Raw genomic sequence first — 26,003 nt, 5'->3', positions numbered from 1 at the left:
TCTGGCGATGCCTTTGGGATGCCTGTCGCCCGAGCCCGCACACCGGAGGACCCATGATCAAGAAGCCGCAAAACGCTCGCTGCCTGTCCTTCGGAACGAGACGAGACAACACCGTCTACAGCGCGTGACCCGCAGGCGCACATCGACACCCGAACGCCTGTTCGCGGGGCTCTCGGCCGGTCAAGCTAGACTGTCGCACCGCACACAGACCGGGGCAACCCGCTCGCCCTGCTCACCTTACCAACCTGTGCTCAGACGCCGCCGGCAGCGGATTCGCCAAGCTTGTCAGCGTCTTTGCTACAGGGCGCTGCGACGGATTTGAGCAGCACCCAGAATGTCGATCCATCCCCCAGCTCCGGGTCCGACTCCACGCCAATTGATCCACCGTGCTCCTGCGCAATTCGAGCGCAGAGTGCCAAGCCCAGGCCGGTGCCCTCGTAACCGGCCTCTGCATGCGCCCGCACACCCATGCGGAAAATATCAAGGTGCATCGATGGGGGAACGCCAATCCCGTTGTCACGCACTCGAACCCGGATCCACGCCCCTTCCCGTTCGGCAGAAATTCTGATGTCCGGAGCCCGGGTCGGCGGGACATACTTGCAGGCGTTCTGGATGAGATTCTGGAATAGCGTTGTGAGCTGCGCCCTATCGCCTCGTACGCTGGGGAGTTCATCGACCGTCACGTGGGCGTCCTCATCGGCCAGCAACTGCTCCACTCGGCTCAGCGCGTCATTGAGGATCACGGACAACTGCAACGGGCCGGTTGCCGTGGGACCCTGCTTGGTCTGGGCCAACTTGGTCAGACAACTGATCTGATCCTGCATCTGCCGCAATAAATCCCCGCAGGTCGATAGAAAGGATTGACCCCGCTCACTCAATTGCGCGTGCTCGTGTTTCCGCAAATAGGCCATGTAGCCCGCCAGCGTCACGATGGGCGACTTCAGGTCATGGGCCAACACCGATGGCAGTAGCCCCACCGTCTCGTCCGGTGCTTGAAACCCGCGCCTGGCCGCGCGAACCCGTTCCAGGGTCGCCGCCACCCGCTCACCCGTGGCCGCGACTTGCCGCCCCGTGTCGATCAGCACCTGTCCCGCCTCCAGCGCGCTCGAGCGCAGTAACCGCTGCGCCTGCATCTGCTCACCCAATCGAGCCGAGTACCGGAGCACCGCGCCGGGCTGACCGCGACCTTGTGCTCCGAAATGCGCGTCATGACCGGAACTCGGAAGCTCGAGCCCCCACTGCTCCATCACCGCTTGATCAAGCAACTCGCCCTGGGCCGAGCCGTTGATCCTGAGCATTGTCGTCATGCTGTCCTCCTCGTACCCAAACGGATACGTTGCGGTACCACCGTATGCCGGCCCTGGGGAACGAAAGGTGAAATCGCGGTGCAGCATTCGCCCAAGCCCGACGAACGGAGGGATCGATTGACCCGCCCGTATGGCCGAACCCGCGAGGATCTGAAATTCGCGTCAAGTCGCCCATGCTAGGATGCTGCGCCGCAACATTGAGACATTGGAGGTCACATTCATGCCGCAATCCGAACCCATTGCAGTCCAGAAACACCGTGTCGTCATTGTGGGAGGAGGATTCGGGGGTCTATTCGCCGCGCAGGCTTTGGGCCGCAGCGGCTACGACGTCACGCTGCTGGACAAGCGTAATTTTCACCTGTTCCAGCCCCTGCTGTACCAGGTCGCTACCGGCACGCTCACGGTCGGGGACATCTCGACACAGCAACGTGTGGTCCTGCGCAAGTACGCCAATGTTCGTACGTTGCTGGGCACGGTTTATGACATCGATGTCGACCGGCAGATCGTGTACTACGAGGGAGGCGAGGCCCCCTACGACACGCTAATCGCCGCCACCGGCGTCAAACACCAGTACTTCGGCAATGACCACTGGCGTGAACACGCCCCCGGCCTCAAGACGGTGGAACACGCCCTGGAAATGCGCCACCGGCTGTTCCGCGCCTTCGAGGAAGCGGAGAAAACCAGCGATCCGGCGTTGCGCCGACAGCTGCTGACCTTTGTCATCGTTGGCGGCGGACCCACCGGCGTGGAGTTGGCCGGGGCGCTGGGCGATCTGACCCAGCGGGTGATGGTCGGCAATTTCCGCCAGATTGATCCGCGTGACGCCCGCGTGATTCTGGTCGAGGGCGCGGACAACATCCTGCCGCCATACGACAACAGTTTGCGCGATGCCGCCAAACGCATGCTCGAAGAGCTGAACGTCGAGGTCCGGACACAGGCCATGGCCGACGACATCACGGCCGAGGCCGTCAGGCTCAGGCACAAGAATGGCGAGACCGAAACCATCGAGACCCGCAATGTCCTGTGGGCGGCGGGGGTCACGCTGTCGCAGTTCGGCCGCACGCTGGCCGCACGCACACAAGGTGAAACCGACCCGCGCGGCCGCCTGGTGGTGGACGAACAGCTACGGATGCCGTCGCATCCCAATATTCACGTGATTGGTGATCTGGCCTGCGCGCCGGATGGCAAGGGCGGCTCGCTCCCCGGCCTGGCGCCTGTGGCCATGCAGCAAGGCCGCTACGTGGCCAAGCTGCTCAAGCGGCAAGCCAAGGGCAAGCCACCGAAACCCTTCAAGTATCTGGACAAGGGTTCGATGGCGATTATTGCCCGCTACCGCTGTGTCGGCGAGATCTTCGGCTGGAAGGTCAAGGGCGCGTTTGCCTGGCTGGTTTGGTCGCTGGTGCATATCGCGTCGCTTATCGAGCCCGATCAGCGCATGACCGTCACGATTCAGTGGCTGTCACGCTTCTTCGGCACCTCGGCCGACCGCCTGATTACCGGCAATCCCCCCAAGACCGCAGACATCCAGGCCAAGCACCAGGTGAAGCTGCCGTCTAGCAAATAGGCGGATTACAGCAACGCGTCGACGTTTTCCGGCGGGCGTCCGATCACGGCGCGCTCGCCGTCGTCGACAATCGGTCGCTCCAGTAGCCGGGGGTGCTCGGCCAACAGGGCCAGCCACGCGTCGGCACTGCGGTCGTCGCCGGCCGCCAGGCCCAATTCCTTGGCCAAGGCCTCCTTGAAGCGAATCAGGTCCGTGACAGGCACGCCCAATCGCTGGACCAGCGCACGCAGCGTCGCGACGTCCGGCGGGGTCTCCAGGTACCGAATCACCGTCGGTGACTGCCCGGCGGCTTCGATGCGCTCCAGCGTCTGGCGACTCTTTGAACAGCGGGGATTGTGGTAAATCGTCAGCGGCATGGGGGTATTCAGGATTGGATTTGCGGCGCAGTGTAGCCGCCGCAGGTGGTCGATATCAGGGCTTTCCTAAAACACATCTTTGCGTCGGCGCAGTTCGGCAAAGACGCTGGCCGGCGGCGCACCGGGCATGTCCAGCGCCGATTGCAAGCCGGCATCGTCAGCGCGCAGGAAGGGATTGGTGGCACATTCCAGCGCCAGGTTCGTCGGCACGGTCGCCTCATCAGCAGCCCGGCGCGTATCAACCTCTTCGGCTCGACGACGCAATGCGGCGTTCTGGCCATCGACGCTCAGCGCAAACCTTGCATTGGCCTGCGTGTATTCGTGGGCGCAGTAGATCACGGTCTCCGTCGGCCACTGCCGCAGCCGGCTGAGCGAATCCCACATCTGTTCCGCGGTGCCTTCGAACAGCCGCCCGCAGCCCATGGCGAACAAGGTGTCGCCCACGAAGGCCAGCTGCTGATCGACGAAGTGATAAACGATGTGTCCCAGGGTATGTCCCGGCGTGTGCAGGACTTCGGCCTGGCTCTCGCCAACCTGTACGCCATCACCCTCACCCACGATGCGGTCCAGGCCCGGAATGCGGTCACGCTCGCCGGCAGGACCGATGATCTCGCAGTCGAACCGTGCTTTAAGCGCCTGATTCCCTCCCACATGATCGGGGTGCCAATGCGTATTGAGAATCATATCCAGCGACCAGCCTAGGTCATCGAGCTGGCGAGCAATCGCATGAGCGTCCGGCGTATCTACACAGGCCACGACCCCGGTCGCCTCATCCCGAATCAGAAATCCATAGTTGTCGGACAGACAAGGAAACTGGTGGACTTGCAGCATGGTGAGCGTCTTCGTTGAAGCGAGGGTGCGATGCTAGCGCGCCCGTTGCCGCCCGTATAATCCTGTCGGGCGCCCAGCGCGCCACCCGCTCAGCCAGGCTTCTATCGTGATAACCCTTAATCAGGTCGCGCTGCGTCGCGGCCCTCGCAAACTGCTCGACGACGTCTCGCTGATGATTTCAGCGGGCCAGCGCGTGGGCATCGTCGGCCGCAATGGGACCGGAAAATCCAGTCTCTTCGCGCTGATTCTCGGGGAGATCGACGCCGACGCCGGCGAGGTCCAGGTCCCTTCCGGTGTCACGATCGCCACGGTGCGGCAGGAAATCGCCGACCGCAGTCGCTCGGCGCTGGACTACGTGCTCGATGGAGACCAGGAGCTTCGTGCGGTGCAATCCGAGGTGGCCGCTGCCGAGGCGGCTGGCGACGTCCAGGCCATTGCAACCGCGCATGAACGCATGCACGCAGTGGATGGCTACGCTGCCGAGTCACGCGCCGCCCGGCTATTGGATGGCCTGGGCTTCGATGCCGACGTCATCCGCAATCCGATCAGCGCCTTCTCCGGCGGCTGGCAGATGCGCCTGCATCTGGGTCGGGCACTGATGTGCCGCTCCGACCTGCTGCTGCTCGACGAACCGACCAACCACCTGGATCTGGATGCGGTGTTCTGGCTGCAGGAGTGGCTGCGAGCCTATGCCGGCACCCTGCTGGTCATCTCCCACGACCGCGAATTTCTCGACGCCACCTGCACCCATACCGTGCATCTACAAGGCCAGCAGGCCACGCTGTTCACCGGCAATTACTCGACCTTCGAAGCCACGTTGGCACAGCAGCGCATGCAGCAGGCGGCCGCCCATGCGGCCCAGGAAAAACAACGGGCACACATGCAGCAGTTTGTGGACCGCTTCAAGGCCAAGGCGTCCAAGGCCAAGCAGGCCCAGAGCCGGCTCAAGCAGATGGAGCGTATGCAGGTGTCCGAGCCAGCGCACTGGGACTCGCCATTCGCCTTCTCGTTCCCCAAGCCCGAGCGCATGCCCTCACCGCTGATCCGCATCGACCAGGCCAGCGTTGGCTACGGCGATGCACCTGTGTTGTCGGGACTCAAACTGGACATCCATCCGGGCGACCGCATCGGGCTGCTGGGCCGCAACGGAGCCGGCAAATCCACGTTGATCAATCTGCTGTGTGACGGCCCGGTACAGTCCACCGGCAGCGTGCAACGCCATCAGTACCTGCGTATCGGCTATTTCGCACAGCACCAGGTGGACCAGCTCGACATGGAGGCCAGCCCACTGCTGCACCTACAGCGCGACGATCCCAAGGCCAGCACCCAAGCGTTGCGTAACTTTCTCGGCGGTTTCGACTTCAGGGGCGACCGCGTGCTCGAACCCGTCGGCCCGTTCTCCGGGGGAGAAAAAGCCCGGCTTTGTCTGGCCCGCATCGTCTACCAGCAACCCAACCTGCTGCTGCTCGACGAGCCGACCAACCACCTCGACCTGGATATGCGCCACGCATTGGAGGTGGCCTTGCAGGGATTTGAAGGCGCCATGGTGCTGGTCTCGCATGACCGCCACCTGGTCGCGGCCACCTGCGATTTGCTGTGGCTCATCGCCCACGGCCGGCAATCCGAATTCAAGGGCGATCTCGACGAATACGCCCGTTGGCTACGCAGCGGTGCCAGCGACGAGGCGCGCAAGACGGCCGACGCCCCCGCCACGATCGAGGCACCACCCAGTGATGCCGACCGTCGTGCCCTGGCGGCCCAACGTCGCGCCCTGTCCAAACCGCTGCGCCAGCAACTCCGCCGGGCCGAAGAAACCATGGCCCGGTTACAGCGTGAGCTGGCCGATCTCGACGAGAGCCTGGGGGATGCGGCGCTTTATCAGGACGAGCCCGACCGCGCCCGACGGTTGGCGCGCAAACGGCAGGATGCCCGCGATGCGCTGGACCAAGCCGAAGCCCAGTGGATGGAAGCCGCCGAGGCGTTGGAGGCGCAAGACGCCCCGGCATGACCCCGGACGAACGCGAGCGTTTGCGTGCCCGCCTAGGCGAACGACTGACCGAATTGGACGCCGAACTCAGGGCCGCCAAAGCCAGTGCGCGCACGGTGGAGCTGGATCAAAGCCGCCAGGGGCGGCTGTCGCGGATGGATGCCCTGCAAGCCCAGGCGATGAATCAGGCGGCGCTGCAACGGCTGCTCAACCAGCAGACCGCGATTCGACGGGCCTTAGCCCGCATCGACCAGGCCGACTTCGGGCGTTGCGTGGACTGCGATCAAGCCATTGCCGCGGCGCGGCTGCTGGCCCAGCCAGGTGCCACCCACTGCATCAACTGCGCTGAATAAGCGGCCGGCCGAGCAATCACCAAAGACCACTACTCGGCGTCTTCCTCCACCCGGAACAGCCGCCACACACCGGGCACGCCCTTGAGCCGCTTGGGCCCGCGATGGCGAAAGATCAGCCCTGACCCCACAACCAGATCACGCACGGTGCGCGATACCCAGACCTCGCCGGGCGCCGCCTCGGCGGCAATCCGCGCGCCGATGTGGACCGTCAGCCCCCTGACGGCATCGTCAGACACCTCACACTCGCCACAATGCAGCCCCGCCCGCACGTCGAGATCAATCTGCCTGACCGCATCGCGTACGGCCCGGGCGCAGGCAATGCCGGGCGTCGGGCCGGACAGCGTGGCAAACACACCGTCGCCCGAAACATCCACCAGACGCGCGCCGTGGCGCTCCAGCTCCTGCTCGACGATGGCGTGAAAGTTGTCGAGCCGGTTGCGCCATTCGGCGTCACCCAACTCGCTGGCTGTCTCGGTGGATCGGACGATATCGACGAACAATACGGTTTGCAGCACCCGGTCTCGCTGCAACTGATGCGCCCGCCCGGTGAGAAAGGACTCGACCCGACGCAGCACGGCATCTCCGCCCTGGTACAGGAAAAAGGCGTCACCCCCATCGAGCATCAACAGCTCGGCATTGGGTAAATGGTCGCGCAGGTAATGAGCGTGAGCAGGCGACAACACGGCGTAGTCGCGGTGGTGGACGATCAGGGTGGGGCAATGCACCTGCGGCAGCAGCTCACGGAGATCACAACGGGCGAAATAGGCAGACTGCGCCGCGGCGGTGGCCGGCGTGGCGGCCGACCGCTGAAACCGTGCGGCTTTCTGGGCGAAGCGTTGATCGCCCTCGCGCCGGCTGGGCAATGCGCGCCCGCTGAGTTCATCGGTTCCCCAGTCGGCGTGAATCATCGCGATGAGCTGATCCACAGCCTCAGCCGGCAAACCATCCGGAAAGTCCTGATCGGCCAGAAGACAGGCGGTGGCATTGCCTAACACCAGCGCGCGGACGCGCTCGGGGTGCCGCGCGGCCAGCGTCATCCCCAATGCCGCGGCATCGCGCTCCACGAAGATTGCCGCCTGGGTGGAACCCACGTCATCCAGCACTGCCAGCAGGTCGTCCGACCAGTCGTCCAGTGAAGGCAACGCGCCACTGGGCAGGGCCTCGGAGATCCCGACGCCGCGGCGGTCCATCAGAATCACGCGGGCGAAGGCCGCCATCCGCATCAGGTAGCGTTCGGCCTCCGGGTAGTCCCAGACCAGCTCAAGATGCGATAGCAGGCCGCCGCAGTAGAGCAGGTCCACCGGCCCCTCGCCGATGACCTGGTAGGCGACATCCCCGCCGTGGGACTGTGCGTAACGCGTCTGGGGATACATGCGACCTCCGAACCAGTCGCCAGCATACCCGAGCGCCCGGTGGCTGCCTGTTGCCGGGCTGCCGGCCCCGGTTTGTCAGCGCAACCATTCACAGGCCCGGCACGGCAACGCCGCCGGCGATTAGTCGTAGAGAATGTTGGCCTGATTACGCTGCAACAAGGCATCGCCGACGTAGGGCACCTGACTCAGGTCCTGCGCCGAGCGAAACGGGCCGTGCTGCTCGCGATGCTGGATGATCCGCTGGGCCAGCGGCTTGCTGACCCCGTCGAGTTCGCGGCTGATGGTCTGCGCATCCGCCGTGTTGATGTTGACAGCGCCCGCCTGCGCCGTGCTGAACAGCAGCGCCGCGAACAGCAGGACAAGACCTGATCGCATCGGGTTCATTGAGGACGTCCGTCTCCTGAGCATGTTTGAGCAAGAACGAGATTCCAGCGCAAAACCGGACATGGGCCGTTGGCGCTGGCCGCTCATGATCATTCCAAGTGAACTGGCAACCACGTAGGCTTGCGCGAAAACCGCCGCCGTCTGGGTGGTGCGACCCAATCAGTGCTTCTTCTAGACCCATGACCAGCTTTCTGTGGCACGACTACGAAACCTTCGGGGTGAACCCGCGTTACGACCGGCCCGCCCAGTTCGCGGCCATTCGCACCGATCTCGACTTCAACCCCATTGGAGAGCCCATCGAGCTGTTCTGCCAGCCACCGATGGACATGCCACCCAGCCCCGAAGCCTGCCTGATCACCGGCATCACGCCCCAGCAGGCCGAGACCCGGGGGCTGCCCGAACCCGCCTTCATCGAAGCCGTGCTGAACGAGCTGGGCCAGGCCGACACCATCGGCGTGGGCTACAACAGCCTGCGCTTTGACGACGAGGTCACCCGACATACGGCCTGGCGCAATTTTCACGACCCTTACGCCCGCGAGTGGCGCAATGGCTGCGCCCGCTGGGACATCATCGACATGGTGCGGCTGACTTACGCGCTGCGTCCGGACGGCATTGAATGGCCGCGCCGCGACGACGGCACCCCCAGTTTCAAGCTGGAACATCTGGCGGCCGCCAATGGCCTGGAGCAACAGCGCGCCCACGATGCGGTCTCTGACGTGCGCGCAACCATCGCTCTGGCGGCCCTGATCCGCGCGCGCCAGCCGCGGCTCTACGACTTCGTCTGGACCCACCGGGACAAGGCCTCGGCCAAGGCCCAGCTCGACCTGGACCGGCATGTGCCGGTGTTGCATGTGTCGGAAAAGTTTCCGGCCGACCAGGGCTGCCTGAGTCTGGTCATGCCCATTTGCCCGCACCCGACCAACAAGAACGCGGTGCTGGTCTACGACCTGCGCCACGATCCCGAGGCCTTGATCGAACTGTCGGCCGTCGATGTCCATGAGCGCATCTTCACGCCACAGGCCGACCTGCCCGAAGACATCGATCGGATCGCGCTCAAGGGCATTCACATCAACCGCGCCCCTGTACTGGTGCCGGTGAATACGCTGAAGCCTGCGCAGGCCGAGCGCCTTCAGTTAGATCTGGAACAATGCCGCCGACACTGGAAGCGCCTGGCCGAATCGCTGGACATCGTGGCCGACAAGGTGTCCACGGCGTTTGCCATGGCCGAGTTCGATGCCCCGGGCGACCCGGAGCAAGACCTCTACGGTGGCTTTGTCGATGACGACGACCGACGGCTCTGCCAACAGATCCTGCGGACGGCGCCTGCAGAATTCGATGGTTTGGAGCTGCCGTTCCGCGACAAGCGCCTGCATGAACTGCTGCTGCGCTATCGGGGACGCTACTACCCGGAGTCGCTGAACGAGGCCGAACGCGACGAGTGGAACCAGTTTCGCAGCAACCGCTTGGAATTCGCGCCCGATGGAGGCCTCAGCCTGGACGCGTACGACGCCGCCATTGCCGCGCTGCGGCCGGGCCTGGCATCCGAACCGGACAAACTGGCATTGCTCGATGACCTGTCAGCCTGGGGACAGCAGCTGCGCGCCACCCTCTGAGCGCAGGCCCTAAACCGATGAGTCGGCGTCTTCACCATCGGCCAACGCGCGCAAACGGGGTAGATCCAGAACCGACACCCGGCCGTAGGCCAGTGCAATACTGCCTTCGGCCTCCAGCGCCTTGAGCACCCGCGACACGCTGGGCCGCGTGGCGCTGATCATCCTGGCCAGTTCCTCCTGTGGCAGATGCAGGCCGATGGTGATGGCACCATCCGGCTGCGGCTGGCCATGTAGATCCACCAACTCCACCAGCCGGTACGCCAAGCGCCCCTTGAGCGGGAGAAAGGCCGCGCTATCGATATAGCCAAAGCTGCGCCGCAGTTTGCGACACAACATGCGCATGAAATGCGGATAAAGCGATGGGTCATCGTCCAACAGCTGTCGGAATGACAGCTTGGGGATGAGCAGCAGCTCGGCATCGCCTTGTGCCGTGGCGTCATGCGTTCGTGGCAGGTCATCGAACATCGAAATCTCACCAAACCACGCGCCCGGCTCAAATACGGCCACCAGCAGCTCTCGGCCATCCGCACCCAGACTGCTGATCCGCACCTGCCCTTGCATAACGCCGTAGAAGCCGTCGGCTTCATCGCCGCGTGCAAACAGCCGTTCGCCGTCGGCCACGGGCCGCACCCGGGCCAATGCCACCAGTTGTTGCACCACCGCCGGCGGTAGCTCACGAAACCATTCGCTGGCCTCGATCAATCGCGTCGCGGCCTGCTTGTCCAGACGCATGAAAAGTCCTCCCAACTGTCATCCGCGCGACAGAGTTTGCCGCCCGAGGCCGTCACACTAACCAGCATAGTTCATCACCAGGAGACGACCATGCGCAGCCAAAGCGAGTTTCTCGCCGCCTACAGCCGCGACCATCAGCACCCGACCAATCAGCTCATCCACATGATCTGTGTTCCCGTCATCGTGTTCTCGACGCTAGGCCTGCTCTGGTGCCTGCAGATCGGCCGATGGTTGGGCCTGCCCCTAGAGGTCGCCGAGTACGTCAACGTCGCCACCGTGGGTGGTTTGCTGGCCTTCGGGTTCTACCTCAAGTTGTCGGTGCGCAGCGCGCTGGTCATGACCGGTTGGTTCGCCCTGTCAGTCGTGGGCATCCTGGCGCTGGGTGGCGCCGGCTGGCTGTTGGCCGCTGTCTGCGCTGGCCTGTGGATCGCCGCCTGGGCGCTGCAGTTCTACGGCCACGAAGTGGAAAGCGCCAAGCCGTCCTTTGCCGAAGATCTGGTGTTTCTGTTGATCGGCCCGCTGTTCGTCATGGAAAAGGTCTACCGCGCCCTGGGCAACCGGCGCGTCAGCCATCAGGCCTGACCACGGCAGTCTGCCCCCAGGCACGGACTGGCCGCAGGCCGGTCCGTGCTGTCCACTTGCTTAGGCGCGAATAAAACGGCCCAGCGGAGCCCAGGCTGGTGTCTGTTCGGCCACGACCTTGGTCGCGGCCAGCAATGGCACGGCAATGAGCGCACCGGGAATGCCCCAAACCGTGCCCCAGAACAGCACGAAGACGAAAAGCATCACCGGGTTGAGCGCCAATCGACGCCCGTGAACGAACAGCTCGAAGACATTACCGTAGATGGTGATGAATGCCAGATAGACCACCGGCGGTGCCACCATCTGCCACAGCGGCTCGTAGGCCAGCACGCCGAGGGTGAGCAGGATGGCTAGCACGATGAGGTTGCCCACATACGGGATGAACCGCAGCAGACCGGCCACCATGCCCCACAAGATGGGGTCTTCGAATCCAGCCAGCGCCAGCCCGGCGCAGACCGTCAAGGCCACGCCCAGATTCAGCAGCACCATGGTGCCCAGATAGCGGGCCAACTGGATTTCCAGGGCGCGGGCGGTCATGACAATACGGCGCTGCGCCGCAAAGCCAGAGGCTAGCTGGACGGTTTTGCGCAGCATCAAATCGCCTGTGGCTAGCAAGACGTACAGCAGAATCAGGGTGATGCCGGTGGTCGCCACGCCGGTCTTGGCCGCTTCGGTCAGCCGCGCCGCCGCCGTGGCATCGGCCTGCCGGACGATGGTCGGGCCCTCGGACGTCGGCCCATTGCCGGCCATTTGCTCCACGGCCTCCCTGGCTTTCTCCACCTCGGAGAAATCCCCCTGCGCGCGTGCCTGCGTTCGCAACTCGGCAATCGACTTCGGAGCCTGCTCCAGCCACTGCAGCACAGGGTCGTAGGCGGCCCAGGCAAATAACCCGACCAGGCCCAACAGCGACATGACCACGAGGGCAGCGGCGGCAGGCTGCGGCAGATGAAAGCGTCGAAGGGCCGCCACCACCGGACGCAAGGTCACATTTAGCAGCAGGGCCAGCACAATCGGCAGCAGCACCGAGCGCCCCCAATAAACACAGCCGACGAGCAGAATCACCAATAAGGCGATCTCGACCCGGGAGGCGCGCGGTCGGGCGGCTGCGGATGAGCGCGACATCAGCACGCGCCCCCGGCCAGATGCCGCGGAATGTGCTTCACCATGCGGTATCGGGCGGAGCCATGCTCAGCGCCACCCACCAGCCGATGGGCACGGCCATGAGCGCCACGCCAAGCAGCAAGCTGACCCAAAACCCCGGCGGCTGCGTGAACCGACGCATGTAGGCCCGTCGCAGCGGCCCCAGCCGCCAGACACCCGAACCGATCAACCAGGCCAGCACGATGGCAAACGGCGGCGCGATCAACACCAATATGCCCGGATAGCGCGGCGCTACCATCAACAGGCCCGCACCCACGATCAATACGAAGATGATGTGCGTGCTACGAGCCCGCGCCCGCTCCATGGCCCGGGCACGCTTGCGCCGTGTGGCCAAGCGTCGCTCGATGGCCGATCGGCTGTTCTCTGAAGAGGAGGCGTGATCACTCATGGGCCTATTCCAACACGTCCACCGCTCCGGCGGGACCATGGGATGACACGAACTCGGCGGAACACCACCCAGGCTCGCCTGTCGCAAGATTGGCGCGGCCGTGATCGGACGCGCGCAATTCGAACCCATTGAGGAGGACCTTATGGCCCATGTGCCAGACAAACCGGTCGCCATTCTTGCCACCGACGGTTTCGAACAAGTTGAGTTAAGGAAGCACTGAGCTATTCGCGCCGCCAAGTTGCTGCCTGCAAACAGGCCAGACAAGGCGCGAGGAGATCGAAGAGGGCCGCCACGGCGCGCAGCGTCAAAGCCTCTAGGCAAGCCCCCCGCCGCCCAGGCGGTGGCGGGGGCACCCCCTATTTCTTCACGATGACCCACACCGCGTGGATGATGCCCGGCACATAGCCAAGAATCGTCAGCAAAATGTTCAGCCAGAAGTGCAGGCCGATCCCGACCTGCAGAAACACACCCACCGGCGGCAGGATGATGGCGAGCAGTATGCGAATCACGTCCATGTCATGCACCTCGACGACAACAATGGGGTCCAGTCATCCGGCGGACACCCGAACCGGTTAGTCATAACGAATCGACAATACCGCCATCGACCCGCAAAGCCGCGCCAGTGGTCGCCGACGCCTGCGGCGAGCAGGCGTAAACGATCATGTTGGCGACTTCATCCACGGTTGCGGCCCGCTGAATAATCGACGTGGGCCGTTGCTGCATCACGAACTCAGCGCCCTGCTCTGCGATGGTCTGACCACTGTCTTCAAAGGCCTCCGCCATCATGGCCCGCACCCCGTCGGACAAGGTGGGTCCCGGCAATACCGAATTCACCGTCACGCCGGTACCGGCCAGCCGCTTGGCCAGGCCGCGAGCCACCGACACACAAGCGGTCTTGGTCATGCCGTAGTGAATCATGTCGGCCGGGATATTGAAGGCCGACTCCGACCCCAGAAACACGATCCGCCCCCATCGGCGCTCGGCCATTCCAGACGCGTAGGCGCGGGCCAGACGAACCCCCGACAACACGTTGGTCTCGAAGAAACGTGACCATTCCTCGTCGGGGATATCGAAAAAGTCCTGGGGGCCGAACACGCCCACGTTGTTGACGAGAATGTCACACACCGGTTGGGCGGCGACCAGCGCCTGGCATCCCTGCGCCGTGGACAGGTCGGCCTCAACACCATCGAGACAGGCCCCATGCACCGCTTCGGCCACGGCTTGCTCGGCGGCTCGCACGGCGTCCCGTGTCCGACCGTTGATCACTACCTTGGCGCCAGCCGCGGCCAAGGCTTTGGCGGTGGCCAGTCCGATGCCCTTGGTCGAACCCGTCACGATGGCGGTCTTGCCTTCCAGTTGTATTCGCATTGGCCTGCTCCGTGATTGCGGTACTACACGGTCAGACAGTCCTCAGGCCAAGAATTCCCCCGACCAGAGACGGACGCGCCTGCGAACCTGTCAGGCGGGTCGATACACCTCGCCGCCCTGCTCGCGGAACTCCCGCGCCTTTTCCTCCATGCCAGTCTCCACCGCCACCGGAATGGCTTCGATGCCCTGTTTGGCCGCGTAGTCCCGGACATCCTGGGTGATCTTCATGGAGCAGAAGTGCGGGCCACACATCGAGCAAAAATGTGCGACCTTGGCGGAGTCCTTGGGCAGGGTCTCGTCGTGGAATTCCTTGGCCTTTTCCGGGTCCAGGCCCAGGTTGAACTGGTCCTCCCAGCGGAACTCGAAGCGGGCCTTGGACAGCGCGTTATCACGCACCTGGGCACCCGGATGACCCTTGGCCAGATCGGCCGCGTGGGCCGCGATCTTGTAGGTGACCAGGCCATCGCGCACGTCGTTTTTGTCCGGCAGACCCAGATGTTCCTTCGGCGTGACATAGCAGAGCATGGCCGTGCCATACCAACCGATCTGCGCGGCACCAATACCCGAGGTGATGTGGTCATAGCCTGGCGCGATGTCGGTCACCAGCGGCCCCAGCGTATAGAACGGTGCCTCGAAGCAGTCACGCAGCTCCTTGTCCATGTTCTCCTTGATCAGCTGCATGGGCACATGGCCTGGTCCTTCGATCATCACCTGGCAATCGTGCTCCCAGGCAATCTTGGTCAGCTCGCCCAGGGTTTCGAGCTCGGCGAATTGAGCCGCATCATTGGCATCCGACAGGCAGCCGGGACGCAGTCCGTCACCCAGCGAAAACGCCACGTCATAGGCCTTCATGATTTCGCAGATGTCCTCGAAATGGGTGTAGAGGAACGACTCCTGATGATGCGCCAGGCACCACTTGGCCATGATCGACCCTCCACGCGACACAATGCCGGTGAGCCGGTCCGCCGTCATCGGCACATACGCCAGCCGAACACCCGCATGGATGGTGAAGTAATCCACGCCCTGCTCCGCCTGCTCGATCAGCGTGTCGCGGAACAATTCCCAGGTCAGGTCCTCCGCCTTGCCATCGACCTTTTCCAGCGCCTGGTAGATCGGCACGGTTCCGATGGGCACCGGCGAGTTGCGAACAATCCACTCGCGGGTCTCGTGGATGTGCTTGCCGGTGGACAGGTCCATGACCGTATCCGCGCCCCAGCGCGTGGCCCAGACCATCTTCTCGACTTCCTCGGAAATCGACGAGGTCACCGCCGAGTTGCCGATATTGGCGTTGATCTTCACACGGAAATTGCGCCCGATGATCATCGGCTCGGATTCCGGGTGATTGATGTTGTTCGGGATGATCGCGCGACCGGCGGCGATCTCATCGCGCACGAACTCCGGCGTCACCTCCGCCGGCAGCCGGGCACCGAAACCCTGCCCTGCATGTTGACGCCGGAGATACCCCGCCGCCTCATACTCGGCCCGTAGCTCGGCGAGTCTGGCGTTCTCGCGGATGGCGACGAACTCCATCTCAGGCGTGACGATGCCCCGCTTGGCGTAGTGCATTTGCGTCACGTTGGCGCCATCGCTCGCCTTGCGAGGTGGACGAATATGTCCGAAGCGCAGATCGGCCGTGGCCGGGTCGGCCGCACGATGCTGCCCAAATTCGGAACTCGGCCCATCAAGCTGCTCGGTGTCGGCGCGTGCCTCAATCCAGCCAGCGCGCAACGCGGGCAGACCGGCCAACAGATCAATCTCAACATCCGGGTCCTGGTAAGGCCCCGACGTGTCATACACCGTCACCGAGGGGTTCGGCTCCAGCCCGGCCTCGGTCCGAGTGGGCGAGCAATGAATCTCACGCATGGGCACACGCACGCCGGGCTGCTCACCCTCCACGTAGATCTTCTGCGATTTGGTGAACGGGGCGCGCATCTCGTCGCGAACGCGGCGTGCATTCTCGGCAATGTCGATGGCAATGGTCTTGGTCGTGGCGCTCATGGGGGCTCCTCGCCGGCACCGCGAGCGACCGGGCACGATGGGATCTCGCGCCTCGTCCGCTCCCTACGCCGGCACAATCCGGTTCAGGTTCCAAGGGACTCTCTCAGCCGGAATCCGGCACCCCTGGGACGTCCCGGCTAGCTTACGTGAACTGTACGCAGGGGCGAAGCACCGCAGGCGACCCGCCACAGCATGACCCTTGCGGGTCAGCGTCGCGGACCTGCCGCCCGATGTCACCGCCTCGCCGAGTCGGGCGGCGGCGATTCGGGTGCGGCGCTACAAGTTGTCGAACGCTGGCGGATGATCTCTGCCAACGCCGTGGCCCCCGGGCCGGCGAAGTCGCCATCTGGCAGGATCAAATAAAGCGTTGCTTCACGTTCATGGCCCGGCCGCATCGGAAGCGGGCGTAGGTCGCCGCTCTGCAGTTCGGGCTGAATGATGTGTTCGGCAAACCACGCAAACCCCAGCCCCGTGCGTACCGCCTGAATCGAGGTCGCCTTATTGCTCACGGTCCAGCGCTGATCGGCACCTAGCCACGCACCACTGTCGCGATCGCGGTCGCTGCCCGAATCACGGATCACCAGCTGGCGGTGCTGCCGCAGGTCACGGAAGGTCAAAGCGCGATTCAGCCGGTGCAGGGGATGGTCCGGGTGGGCGACCGGAATGAATCGGACGGGTAGCAGAGGCTGACCCGCGAAGCCCACCGGAACCCGGGGCGAGATGGCCAGATCGACTCGGCGCGCCAGAATCGCTTCGTCGGTGCCGCCGAGCACGGTCTCGTGTAGCTCAACATGCGTTTTGGGGTACGCCTCGGCAAAAGCTTCCAGGCACTGCAGCAACAGCCAGGTTGGAAACAGGATCTCCACGGCCAGTTCCAGCACGGGCTCGATGCCCGCAGCCAGCTGTTGGGCACCGTGCTCTAACTGTTCGGCGTCGTCCAGCAAAGCCTTGGCCCGCTGCAACAATGCCGCGCCAACCTCGGTGAGTTGCGCCTTACGGCCTTCCGCGCGAAAGACCTGGACGTTCAGGCTGCGCTCCAGCTTTTGGACCGCATAACTCACGGACGACTGGCTCTTGTGCAAGCGCTCGGCCGCCTGTGCATACCCTCCAGCCTCGACCACCGCCACAAGGGCGCGCCACTGCTCCAGCGAGATTCTTGCCATGCTCATATCATCTAATTTTTAGATAATTTAACCGATATTTTTGCGCTTTTTAATTTGTTTTTATGATTGTTTAATGCAGAGCATCCCAGTCAACGGAGCTCGACATGACACAGATTCTCTCCATCGCAGCCAGCCTCCACTCCGATTCCGCCCAGTCATCCCAGCTGGCAGAACGATTCATCGAACAGTGGCAGCGAAGCCATGGTTCGGCCACGGTGGTGTCCCGTGACTTGGCGACTGATCCCGTTCCGCACCTGACGGCCGAGCGCTTTGCTGCCTTCGCAACCCCTGCCGCAGAACGCAGCCCGGAACAGGCAGCCGATGTCGCCGAGTCCGATGCTTTGATCGCCGAGCTACAGGCCAGCGATGTGCTGGTGTTGGCGTTGCCGATGTACAACTTCGGCATCCCGTCCACGTTGAAGGCGTACTTCGACCATGTCGCGCGGGCCGGCATCACCTTTCGCTATACCGAGCAAGGACCCGAAGGCCTGCTCACCGGCAAGCGTGCCTTCGTACTCGCCACGCGAGGCGGCCGCTACGCCGGCACCGAGCGTGATACACAGACGCGTTACGTCCAGGACTTTCTCGGATTCCTGGGGATCGATGAGGTGTCTTTCGTCTATGCCGAAGGCTTGGCGATGGGTCCGGATCACCGCGCCAAAGCCCTGCAGGATGCCGAGCAGACCATCGCGCAGCTGGCGGCCTAGCAGCAGCGCGCCACCCGACGACAGGAGGCCAGACCATGAACGAACGCACGCTGACCCAAGTCATCCCCGCAGTGCCGGCATCGGATGGTGCGGGGGTTAAGCTGCGACGTAGCCTGGGCGCCAGCCAGATGCTGCGTCACGACCCGTTTCTCATGCTGGATGAGTTCTTCTCTGACAACCCGGACGATTACCTCGCCGGCTTCCCCGCACACCCCCATCGCGGCTTCGAGACCGTGACCTACATGCTCGACGGCCATATGCAGCACCAGGACCATCTGGGCAATACAGGCGACCTCGGACCCGGTGACGTGCAGTGGATGACGGCTGCCCGCGGCATCATCCACTCGGAAATGCCGCAGCAGCGCGAGGGTCGCATGCGGGGGTTCCAGCTATGGATCAACCTGCCCGCCCGGCTGAAGATGCAACCGGCGGATTATCGAGACATTGCCGCCACGGCAATCCCCGAGCGGACATTGGCCGGTGGACGGGTGCGGGTCATCGCCGGTCACTGGCATGACGCCTCCGGCACACTGGACGGCCCCGTGCAGCGCGACGGCACCGAACCCACGATGTTGGACCTGCAACTGGACGCCGGGACCTCGGCTGACGTGTCGCTACCCGCCGGACACAACGCCTTTGTCTACGCCTACGAAGGCCAGGCAGAGATCGGCGGTGAGTCCGTGCCCAACCGCGCAGCCGGCCTGCTCGGCCCAGGTGACATGCTGCGGGTGCACGCTGGCGACAGTGGCGTACGCATGCTGGTGCTGGCAGCACGGCCACTGGGCGAGCCTGTGGTCCAGTATGGGCCGTTCGTCATGAACACCCGTGAGGAAATCGAGCAGGCGCTGCGTGACTACCGGGACGGCACGCTGGCCGCCTGAACCCACGGGCTGAGCACTTGGCCCCGGTATTGCGTTCCCTGGACCCGAGCAACATCGCTCGGGGAAATCGCGGCACAGGCCGCGGTGCGGTCGGCGTCCTTCGCAGGTCGCAAAGGACGCCGACCCAGGGGAGCAGCCAACAACCGGGGATTGGCTGATCGGTCTTCTGATCCCCCGGCTCCAGAGGCCACTGGAGCCGGGGGTGACGGAGCCCCGGAGGACCTCGACACCGCTTGGACCTGCGCCGCCTTTGCGTGGCCTGCGGCGCATGCCGCCGGGCAACGCCAGCAAAGGAGTTGCACGTTGAGCACAGGAAAGCGTCTGCTGTTCGTCGGCATGCTGTGCATGCCCCATTCCGTCCATGCGCAGGATCTGCTGACCGACCCCGCAGATCTGATCTGGGTCTGTGTCAGTGCAGCCCTGGTGTTCTTCATGCAGGCCGGGTTTGCCCTGCTGGAGGGAGGGCTGGTCCGGGGCAAGAACAGCGTCAACGTCATCATGAAGAACTACGCCGACCTCTGTGTTGGCGTACTCGCATTCTGGGCCATCGGGTTCGGGCTGATGTTCGGCGACAACACCACCGGCTGGTTCGGTGCATCGCATTTCGTACCCGATGCGCTCACGGGCGGCGAATCCGGATTTCTGGTCTTTCAAATGATGTTTGCCGCGACTGCAGCGACCATCGTCTCGGGCACCGTGGCCGAGCGCATGCGCTTTGCGCCCTATGCCATCGGCGCCGTCGCCATCACCGGGGTGATCTACCCCGTCTATGGCAGCTGGGTCTGGGGTAGCGCCTTCGAAGGCAGCGGCTGGTTGGCCGCGCGTGGATTCATCGACTTCGCCGGCTCGACCGTCGTGCACTCGGTGGGCGGTTGGTGCGCGCTGGCCGCCGCGCTGGTGCTGGGACCGCGGCTGGGACGCTTCGGGTCGGATGGCAGCGTACGCCCCATTCCGGGGCACAGCCTGCCCAGCGTTGCCTTGGGCGTTTTCATCCTGTGGCTGGGCTGGTTCGGCTTTAACGGCGGCAGCACGCTGGCTGCTGACGCCAGCATCGGACCGGTCCTGCTGAACACGAACCTCGCGGCTGCGGCCGGTGTGGTCGGCACGATGCTGCTGCTCGCCGTGCTGCGCCGGCCCGTCTTGATTACCACCTCGGTAAACGGTGCGCTGGCGGGCCTGGTGGCCATTACCGCCGGCTGCGGCTCCATGTCTCCCGGCTTTGCGGTGCTGACCGGCTTCGTCGCCGCGCCGGTGGCGGTGTTCGGCGCTGACCTGCTGCTGCGGCTACGTGTCGATGACGTGGTCGGCGCCATCCCCGTGCATGGTTTCTGTGGCGCTTGGGGCACCCTGGCCGCCGGCCTTTTTCATGTCGACGGCCTCTTCCGGATCGACGTCATCGTCGTCCAGTTGCTGGGCATCGGCGCAGCCTTTCTTTGGGCGTTCCCACTGGCCTGGCTTTGCTTCATGGTCATTGGCTGGGTCATGCCCCTGCGCGCCGAGCCGGTGCACGAGCAGCGCGGCCTGGATTACACCGAACATGCCGAGGTTGGCTATCCAGAGTTTCAGTCAGACCTGCCCCACGCCGGAGCCCGGTCCTAGTGGCGGCGGTGACAGACCGGCACGCCCGCGAACGCGCCGTGATCCGGCAGGTGCTCAGCTCGCAGATTGATGAACCTGGCATTCAGCGCGCTCTGGAGTTGTGGGATCGCCAGTACGCGGGCCGCAAATCGGTGCCGATTATCGAGTTCGTCAATGCGATTGAAGCCGTGCAGGCATTGGAATCCAAGGCCCGCCACGGCCTGCGCCTGGAGCTGTACCGCGGCATGATTCAAGCCGCAGCGGGTTCCGTGGCCCAAGCCGCACGTGCCGCCACGACCCGGCCCAGCCCTGCCGCGCGGCCGCAGCTCGATGGCACGCCGGCCGAAATCGTGTTCATGCGCCTGGTCCAGCACTATGGCGATGCCCTGCGCGAATTAGGCCCGCAGGTCAGCCAGCCATTTCTCGCCGCGCTGCGACTGGCCGTGGATTCACGCAAGCTGCCGGCCATGCTGGGTGATGCCGTCGCGACCATTGCGATGCGCGGCAGCGTGTCTGCCAGCGTGCAATGGGGCAATACGGCGCGGATGCAGATGCTGGCCCAGGCGGTGTACGAGGCCGCCTGCAAGGCCGCAGGTCCGGTCGCAGCAGATCGCATGCTGCTCGATGGCATCGAGGTGGCCGAGGCGCTGCCCGCCGCCAAGCTATTCTCGCCCCGGCAGTTTCTCTAAGCCCTCAAAGGGGCGTGGTCATGGCCCGGTGTTGGCCCAGTACAGCCCCATGAATACCCGTGGATCGACCCACAGGCCCTCGGCCTGTCGCGCCGCCAGCCAGGACGGCGCCTCGGCAAGCGGCACGCAGTGGACGGTGATGTCCTCGCTGTCCAGACCGCCCCCGGCACTGACACGCTCCAGCTCTTCGGCCACGAAGAACGTATTGAACTCGTTGGAACTACCCGGCGAGGTCGGCCCGCGGTGCACCTGGCGCACGCGCGCGCAGCGAAACCCGGTCTCTTCCTCCAATTCGCGAATGGCTGTCGCCTCGGCCGTTTCGTCGGGACCGCCATCGCCGTCGATTAAGCCCGCCGGCAGTTCGATGACGCGCCCGCCCACGGGAGGGCGAAACTGCTCGACCAGTACGAGCGCGGGCTCGGCCGTCACGGCGATCACCTGCACGGCGCCCTGGGGTGCAATCACGCGCTGCACAAACTCCCAGCGCCCGTCGCGAACCAGCCTCAGATAGCGCCCCGCATACAGGACTTCAGGTGTGGTGTTGGTCATGCACCCAGTATAAATCCTGGGCCGTCCGCCTCGCGGCCGTGACGGTGCCTACCCGACGGCGGCGGCACGAATGGGCGTGACCTTGTCGCTACGCCGGTCCGTGTCGGAGGAAAAATCAAGAATCTCCATGCGACCGTCCGCGTGTTCGACCAGGGCCGTGCAGGATTCCACCCAGTCACCCGTGTTGTAGTAGGTCACACCGTCGATGTCGCGAATTTCAGCGTGGTGAATATGCCCGCAGACGATCCCGTCGAACCCACGCTTGCGGCACTCATGCGCCACGGAATCCTCAAAGCTGGAGATCAGATTCACAAAGCGTTTGGTCGTGTGCTTGGCGAAGTTCGACAGCGACCAGTAGCCCAGCCCGAACTTGCGGCGGAAGAAATTGATGTAGCGGTTCGAGGCGATGAGCGCCTCGTACGCAACATCGCCCGCCAGCGCGATGGTGCGGTGGTAGCGCGTGATGACATCGAACAAGTCACCGTGGAGAATCAGCAGGCGACGCCCATCGGCGGTCTCATGCACGGCCTCGTTCACCACCCGGATGTTGCCCAGCGTCAGTCGATAGTCGACAAACTTGCGCAGAAACTCGTCGTGATTGCCGGTGACATAGTGCACCCGCGTACCACGCTTGGACTTGGTGAGGATCTTGCGCACCACATTGGTGTGCTCCTGCGGCCAGAAGAACTGCTTCTTAAGCTTCCAGCCATCCACGATGTCGCCGACCAAGTACAGGTCATCGCAGGTCGCGCCTTTGAGAAACCGCGTGAGCTTCTCGGCCTGACAACCCGCCGTGCCCAAATGCACGTCGGAAATAAAGATGGTGCGGTAATGCGTACGGGGCGTGTCGGCCATGGGAGGCACCGTTCCAGAAAATGGCATCACGGAAGCTTTACCCCCAGACATGACATTCTTACGACAGGGTGGTGATGCTTCGGTGACAGGGGTTACCGTGCTGGCTTCAGCTCGATCACCACCCGACGACCCATCTGGCCAGGCCAAGCATGCGATGAGCGCTGAACAACCCCAATGGACTGAGGAACTCGAACTGGTCTGGTTTCGCCAGATTGTCGAGCGCGCACCCGATGCCTTCGTGGTCATCGACAGCGAAGGCCGCATCATCCTCGTCAACCGCCAGACCGAGCGACTGTTCGGTTACGCCCGCGAAGAGCTACTCGGCAAGCCGGTGGAGGAGCTGGTCCCCGACCAGCTCCGTGAGGGGCATGCCATTGCCCGCGACGCCTATTTCGGAGAGCCCAAGGTGCGGGAGATGGGGGCCAACCTGGACCTCAGCGGCCGTCGCAAGGATGGAACGGAATTTCCGATCGAGATCAGCCTGAGTCCGCTGGACACACCGCGCGGCCTGTTCGCGGCGGCTGCGATTCGCGACGCCACGGCGCGGCGCAAGGCACAGCGGCAATTCCGTGATCTGCTGGAAGCCGCGCCCGACGCCATGGTAATCATCGACAGCGAGGGCAAGATCGCGCTGGTCAATGCCCAGGCGGTGCGGTTGTTTGGCTACCAACGGGAAGCCATGATCGGCCGCCCCGTCGAGATACTCATCCCCGAGCGTTTGCGCCAAGCCCACGCGGCGCACCGTGACCATTACTTCGGCGGGCCCAAGGTGCGCGAGATGGGGGCGGGTCTGGAACTCAGCGGGCGCCGCAAGAACGGTTCGGAATTCCCGATTGAGATCAGCCTGTCTCCGCTGGAAACCGACGACGGCCTGTTTGCCACAGCCGCGGTGCGCGACATCAGCGCCCGCAAGCAGGACGAACGCAAGCTCAAGGAGTACGCGCAGACGCTCAAGGCCAGCAACGTGCAGCTGGAGCAGTTTGCATCCGTGGCCTCGCATGACCTGCAGGCCCCGCTACGCAACATCGTCGGCTTTAATCAGCTCCTGCAACGCAAACTGGCCAAGGCCAGCACCCCGGAAGATCAGGAGCTGTTCGGCATGGTCGACGAGTGCGCCCGCCGCATGCAGGCCTTGATCGACGGATTGCTGGAACTGTCGCGAGTCAATCGCACGCCCCTCAAGCGCAAGGCCCTGCCCGTGGCCACGCTGGTCAACCACGCCAAGCTCCAGCTGCAAAGCACGCTGGACGAAGCCAATGCCGAGGTGCATTGCGACAGCCAGGCGGAGGTGGACGGTGACGAGGCGCTGCTGACTCAGCTGCTGCAAAACCTGATCGCCAATGGGATTAAGTTTCAGGCCCCGGGCGCCCAGCCGCGCGTCACCATCGATTCGGAGCCCTCGGGCGCGGCTCGGCTGGTGCTACGCGTGCAAGACAACGGCATCGGCATCGCGCCCAATCAGCTTGAATCCGTCTTCAAGATGTTTCGTCGCCTGCACGGCACCGAGGAATACCCCGGCACCGGCATCGGCCTGGCCATCAGCCAGAAGATCGTCGAATTGCATGATGGCCGGATCTGGGCCGAGTCCACGCCGGGACAGGGCACGACCTTTTTCATCGACCTTCCGGCGGCCTGACGCCGCCTAGGCTCGCGGGAAAACCGGCTTCGTCTTGGCGGCGCGAATAGATCGGTGTTTCCCTAGCCCGTCTTAGGCTTGCCTTTGCGCTTGCCGCCGGCCGGCTTGCCACCGGCGGATTTGTTGCGCTTGGGCGGCTTGCCCCCCGGCTTGCGCTTGCCACCAGATGGCGCGCCACCCTTGCGATGCGGCTTCGGCGCGCCGCTGGGGCGTTCCTCGAACTCGCGAATCGACAGTTTCTGCCCGCAGACCCAAACACCCTTGAGGTGCTGGAAGATGTCGGCCGGCATTCCCTCCGGCAGGTCGACCACGGAGAATCGCTCACGCAGTTCAACGCGACCGATATTGCCGGCCTCAATGCCCGCCTCATTGGCGATCGCACCCACGACGTTCCCCGGTTTGACGCCGTGTTCGCGACCCACGGCGATCCAGTAACGACGATAGCCGGCCGGAACCGCCTGCTGCCCGCGTGCCAGACGCTCACCCCGCTTGCCTGCACGGTCCCTGTCAGCCGAGGCCCGTGGTGCCTTGATGGCTTCTGACTCGCTGAGCAAGAACGGCTGCCCCTGGTTCAGCTCGGCGCAAAGTGCGGCCGCCAGTGCGGGGGCATCCAGGCCGGTGCGCTCGGCCACGGTCTCCAACAATTCGTTGTATCGATCCAGCCCCGCAGCGGCATGGGCGGCCAAGCGCTCGCTCAGGCGGTTGAGGCGAATCGCATTCACCGCCTCGATCGAGGGCATCTCCATGGCTTCGACACTGCTGCGCGTGACCTTACCGATCAGCTTGAGCATGCGCTGCTCACGCGGCTGGACGAACAGAATCGCCGCGCCCTCGCGTCCTGCCCGGCCCGTGCGCCCGATGCGATGCACATACACCTCGGGGTCGCCCGGCATGTCGTAGTTAAAGACGTGGCTGATGCGCTCGACATCCAGACCGCGTGCGGCAACATCGGTGGCCACGACAACATGAATGCGCGAATCCTTGAGCCGCTGCACCGTTTGCTCGCGCTGCTCCTGGCTGAGGTCACCGCTAAGCGCCTCGGCCGCAATACCGCGCCCACGCAGAAAATCGGCTACTTCGGTCGTCGCAGCCTTGGTGCGCACGAACACCATGGCCGCATCCACGGCTTCGGTTTCGAGCAGACGCGCCAGCAGCTCGGCCTTCTGGCCGGCATGCACCAGCACGTAGCGCTGGGCAATCGTGGTGGCCGTGGCGGTGGCTTGCTTGACGCGCACCTCCGCCGGGTTGACCAGATGCTCGGCCGCAATGCGGGCAATCGGCCGCGGCATGGTGGCCGAAAACAAGGCGATCTGACGGTCATCCGGGGTGTGCGACAACACCCATTCCACGTCGTCGATGAAGCCCATGCGCAACATCTCGTCCGCTTCGTCCAACACCAGCATCTTCAGGTGCGAGACATCCAGCGTGCCTTTGCGCATATGGTCCATCACCCGTCCGGGCGTGCCGACCACAATATCCACACCCGCGCGCAGGGCACGGGTTTGCGGCGGGTAAGGCGAGCCGCCGTAGACCGAAACCACGCGGCAGCCGGGCAGCCCCTTGGCGTAGGTCGTAAACGCCTCGGCCACCTGCTGAGCCAGCTCGCGGGTGGGTGCCAGCACCAAGGCGGAGGGCGAGCGCCGACCGGCCTCGTACTCCTGCGACAGCATGGTCAGCAGGGGCAGCGCAAATGCCGCCGTCTTGCCGGTGCCGGTCTGGGCCATGCCCAGCACATCCCGGCCATCCAGCAAATAAGGGATGGCCTGGGCCTGGATCGGCGAGGGTTCTTCGTACCCGAGGGCGGATACGGTCTGGAGAATGGCGTCGGCAAGACCAAGCGCGGCAAAGCCTGACGCGGGAGATTCAGTGTTCAAGCGGGATTCCGGGGAGTGAAAACGCGAATGCAGGGGACACATTCGAAAAGGGCGACGACTGCGCCAATTCCGCA

General features: G+C 64.3%; 25 protein-coding genes and 1 riboswitch. Of the genes, 10 read left to right on the top strand and 15 right to left on the bottom strand.

Annotated features, from left to right (window positions below; genetic code table 11):
• Nucleotides 1-251: 251 nt before the first annotated feature.
• Nucleotides 252-1,307 carry a sensor histidine kinase gene (locus tag DEH80_RS17125; protein ID WP_133249143.1) on the bottom strand — a complete coding sequence of 352 codons (1,056 nt, stop codon included), beginning with the start codon at nt 1,305-1,307 and terminating at the stop codon, nt 252-254.
• A 220-nt stretch (nt 1,308-1,527) separates the two neighbouring features.
• Here DEH80_RS17125 and DEH80_RS06695 point away from each other — a divergent pair, with 220 nt between their 5' ends.
• Nucleotides 1,528-2,871: an NAD(P)/FAD-dependent oxidoreductase gene (locus tag DEH80_RS06695; protein ID WP_165831337.1), complete on the top strand. Its 1,344-nt coding sequence runs from the start codon at nt 1,528-1,530 to the stop codon at nt 2,869-2,871.
• 5 nt (nt 2,872-2,876) lie between these two features.
• Here the strand turns inward: DEH80_RS06695 and arsC are convergent, their stop codons facing one another.
• Both arsC and gloB read right to left on the bottom strand, forming a co-directional pair.
• Complete coding sequence (gene arsC / locus DEH80_RS06690; RefSeq protein WP_109719708.1) at nt 2,877-3,227, bottom strand: arsenate reductase (glutaredoxin); 351 nt, start codon at nt 3,225-3,227, stop codon at nt 2,877-2,879.
• Between the two features lie 66 nt (nt 3,228-3,293).
• Nucleotides 3,294-4,058: a hydroxyacylglutathione hydrolase gene (gloB, locus tag DEH80_RS06685; RefSeq protein ID WP_109719707.1), complete on the bottom strand. Its 765-nt coding sequence runs from the start codon at nt 4,056-4,058 to the stop codon at nt 3,294-3,296.
• Nucleotides 4,059-4,164: 106 nt separating this feature from the next.
• On the opposite strand from gloB, the gene DEH80_RS06680 reads away from it, so the two are divergent.
• Nucleotides 4,165-6,066 (top strand): ABC-F family ATP-binding cassette domain-containing protein, encoded by a 1,902-nt coding sequence (locus DEH80_RS06680; RefSeq protein ID WP_109719706.1) that lies wholly within the window; start codon nt 4,165-4,167, stop codon nt 6,064-6,066.
• On the top strand, nt 6,063-6,398 hold the full coding sequence (locus tag DEH80_RS06675; RefSeq protein ID WP_109719705.1) for a TraR/DksA family transcriptional regulator: 336 nt from the start codon (nt 6,063-6,065) through the stop codon (nt 6,396-6,398). Before DEH80_RS06680 ends, DEH80_RS06675 begins: the two co-directional genes overlap by 4 nt.
• A 29-nt stretch (nt 6,399-6,427) precedes the next feature.
• On the opposite strand, the gene DEH80_RS06670 is transcribed toward DEH80_RS06675, so the two are convergent.
• Entirely contained in the window at nt 6,428-7,771 is a 1,344-nt protein-coding gene (locus DEH80_RS06670; RefSeq protein WP_109719704.1) for an adenylate/guanylate cyclase domain-containing protein, read from the bottom strand.
• A 120-nt stretch (nt 7,772-7,891) separates the two neighbouring features.
• Nucleotides 7,892-8,155, bottom strand: a complete 264-nt coding sequence (locus DEH80_RS17305) for a ComEA family DNA-binding protein (protein ID WP_165831336.1) — start codon at nt 8,153-8,155, stop codon at nt 7,892-7,894.
• 179 nt (nt 8,156-8,334) lie between these two features.
• Here DEH80_RS17305 and sbcB point away from each other — a divergent pair, with 179 nt between their 5' ends.
• Nucleotides 8,335-9,768: an exodeoxyribonuclease I gene (gene sbcB, locus DEH80_RS06660; RefSeq protein ID WP_109719702.1), complete on the top strand. Its 1,434-nt coding sequence runs from the start codon at nt 8,335-8,337 to the stop codon at nt 9,766-9,768.
• A gap of 9 nt (nt 9,769-9,777) precedes the next feature.
• On the opposite strand, the gene DEH80_RS06655 is transcribed toward sbcB, so the two are convergent.
• Nucleotides 9,778-10,500, bottom strand: a complete 723-nt coding sequence (locus DEH80_RS06655) for a Crp/Fnr family transcriptional regulator (protein WP_109719701.1) — start codon at nt 10,498-10,500, stop codon at nt 9,778-9,780.
• A gap of 90 nt (nt 10,501-10,590) precedes the next feature.
• Here DEH80_RS06655 and DEH80_RS06650 point away from each other — a divergent pair, with 90 nt between their 5' ends.
• Nucleotides 10,591-11,082: an Mpo1 family 2-hydroxy fatty acid dioxygenase gene (locus DEH80_RS06650; RefSeq protein WP_109719700.1), complete on the top strand. Its 492-nt coding sequence runs from the start codon at nt 10,591-10,593 to the stop codon at nt 11,080-11,082.
• Nucleotides 11,083-11,142: 60 nt separating this feature from the next.
• Here DEH80_RS06650 and DEH80_RS06645 read toward each other — a convergent pair whose 3' ends face one another.
• The 6 genes from DEH80_RS06645 to DEH80_RS06615 form a co-directional block, all read right to left on the bottom strand.
• On the bottom strand, nt 11,143-12,204 hold the full coding sequence (locus tag DEH80_RS06645) for an AI-2E family transporter (RefSeq protein WP_109719699.1): 1,062 nt from the start codon (nt 12,202-12,204) through the stop codon (nt 11,143-11,145).
• A gap of 37 nt (nt 12,205-12,241) precedes the next feature.
• The gene (locus DEH80_RS06640) at nt 12,242-12,631 is read right to left on the bottom strand and encodes a hypothetical protein (RefSeq protein WP_109719698.1); all 390 of its coding nucleotides are present in this window, start codon (nt 12,629-12,631) and stop codon (nt 12,242-12,244) included.
• A gap of 356 nt (nt 12,632-12,987) precedes the next feature.
• Nucleotides 12,988-13,146: a YqaE/Pmp3 family membrane protein gene (locus DEH80_RS06630; RefSeq protein WP_109719696.1), complete on the bottom strand. Its 159-nt coding sequence runs from the start codon at nt 13,144-13,146 to the stop codon at nt 12,988-12,990.
• Between the two features lie 61 nt (nt 13,147-13,207).
• Nucleotides 13,208-13,999 carry an SDR family NAD(P)-dependent oxidoreductase gene (locus DEH80_RS06625; protein WP_109719695.1) on the bottom strand — a complete coding sequence of 264 codons (792 nt, stop codon included), beginning with the start codon at nt 13,997-13,999 and terminating at the stop codon, nt 13,208-13,210.
• Nucleotides 14,000-14,089: 90 nt separating this feature from the next.
• On the bottom strand, nt 14,090-15,997 hold the full coding sequence (gene thiC / locus DEH80_RS06620) for a phosphomethylpyrimidine synthase ThiC (RefSeq protein ID WP_109719694.1): 1,908 nt from the start codon (nt 15,995-15,997) through the stop codon (nt 14,090-14,092).
• Nucleotides 15,998-16,039: 42 nt separating this feature from the next.
• A riboswitch (TPP riboswitch) is annotated at nt 16,040-16,132 on the bottom strand.
• 98 nt (nt 16,133-16,230) lie between these two features.
• A complete protein-coding gene (locus DEH80_RS06615; protein ID WP_207774512.1) occupies nt 16,231-17,160 on the bottom strand; it encodes a LysR family transcriptional regulator in 930 nt (309 codons plus the stop codon).
• A 104-nt stretch (nt 17,161-17,264) separates the two neighbouring features.
• On the opposite strand from DEH80_RS06615, the gene DEH80_RS06610 reads away from it, so the two are divergent.
• From DEH80_RS06610 to DEH80_RS06595, 4 genes are all read left to right on the top strand, one after another.
• Entirely contained in the window at nt 17,265-17,867 is a 603-nt protein-coding gene (locus DEH80_RS06610) for an FMN-dependent NADH-azoreductase (RefSeq protein ID WP_109719692.1), read from the top strand.
• Nucleotides 17,868-17,902: 35 nt separating this feature from the next.
• Nucleotides 17,903-18,748, top strand: a complete 846-nt coding sequence (locus tag DEH80_RS06605) for a pirin family protein (protein WP_109719691.1) — start codon at nt 17,903-17,905, stop codon at nt 18,746-18,748.
• 303 nt (nt 18,749-19,051) lie between these two features.
• Nucleotides 19,052-20,347, top strand: a complete 1,296-nt coding sequence (locus DEH80_RS06600; protein ID WP_207774511.1) for an ammonium transporter — start codon at nt 19,052-19,054, stop codon at nt 20,345-20,347.
• Nucleotides 20,347-21,015 (top strand): hypothetical protein, encoded by a 669-nt coding sequence (locus tag DEH80_RS06595; RefSeq protein ID WP_109719690.1) that lies wholly within the window; start codon nt 20,347-20,349, stop codon nt 21,013-21,015. Before DEH80_RS06600 ends, DEH80_RS06595 begins: the two co-directional genes overlap by 1 nt.
• A gap of 18 nt (nt 21,016-21,033) precedes the next feature.
• On the opposite strand, the gene DEH80_RS06590 is transcribed toward DEH80_RS06595, so the two are convergent.
• Nucleotides 21,034-21,564 carry an NUDIX hydrolase gene (locus DEH80_RS06590; protein ID WP_109719689.1) on the bottom strand — a complete coding sequence of 177 codons (531 nt, stop codon included), beginning with the start codon at nt 21,562-21,564 and terminating at the stop codon, nt 21,034-21,036.
• Between the two features lie 48 nt (nt 21,565-21,612).
• Nucleotides 21,613-22,419 (bottom strand): UDP-2,3-diacylglucosamine diphosphatase, encoded by an 807-nt coding sequence (locus tag DEH80_RS06585; protein ID WP_109719688.1) that lies wholly within the window; start codon nt 22,417-22,419, stop codon nt 21,613-21,615.
• 154 nt (nt 22,420-22,573) lie between these two features.
• Between DEH80_RS06585 and DEH80_RS06580 the strand changes: the two genes are divergently transcribed.
• A complete protein-coding gene (locus DEH80_RS06580) occupies nt 22,574-24,055 on the top strand; it encodes a sensor histidine kinase (protein WP_165831335.1) in 1,482 nt (493 codons plus the stop codon).
• Between the two features lie 62 nt (nt 24,056-24,117).
• On the opposite strand, the gene DEH80_RS06575 is transcribed toward DEH80_RS06580, so the two are convergent.
• Nucleotides 24,118-25,929 (bottom strand): DEAD/DEAH box helicase, encoded by a 1,812-nt coding sequence (locus tag DEH80_RS06575; RefSeq protein WP_207774510.1) that lies wholly within the window; start codon nt 25,927-25,929, stop codon nt 24,118-24,120.
• Between the last annotated feature and the right edge of the window lie 74 nt (nt 25,930-26,003).

The sequence above is a fragment of the Abyssibacter profundi genome, from assembly GCF_003151135.1.
Classification (GTDB): Bacteria; Pseudomonadota; Gammaproteobacteria; order Nevskiales; family OUC007; genus Abyssibacter; species Abyssibacter profundi.
Note: the sequence above shows the minus strand (reverse complement) of the source record. Positions and strands in the feature narration are given on the sequence as shown.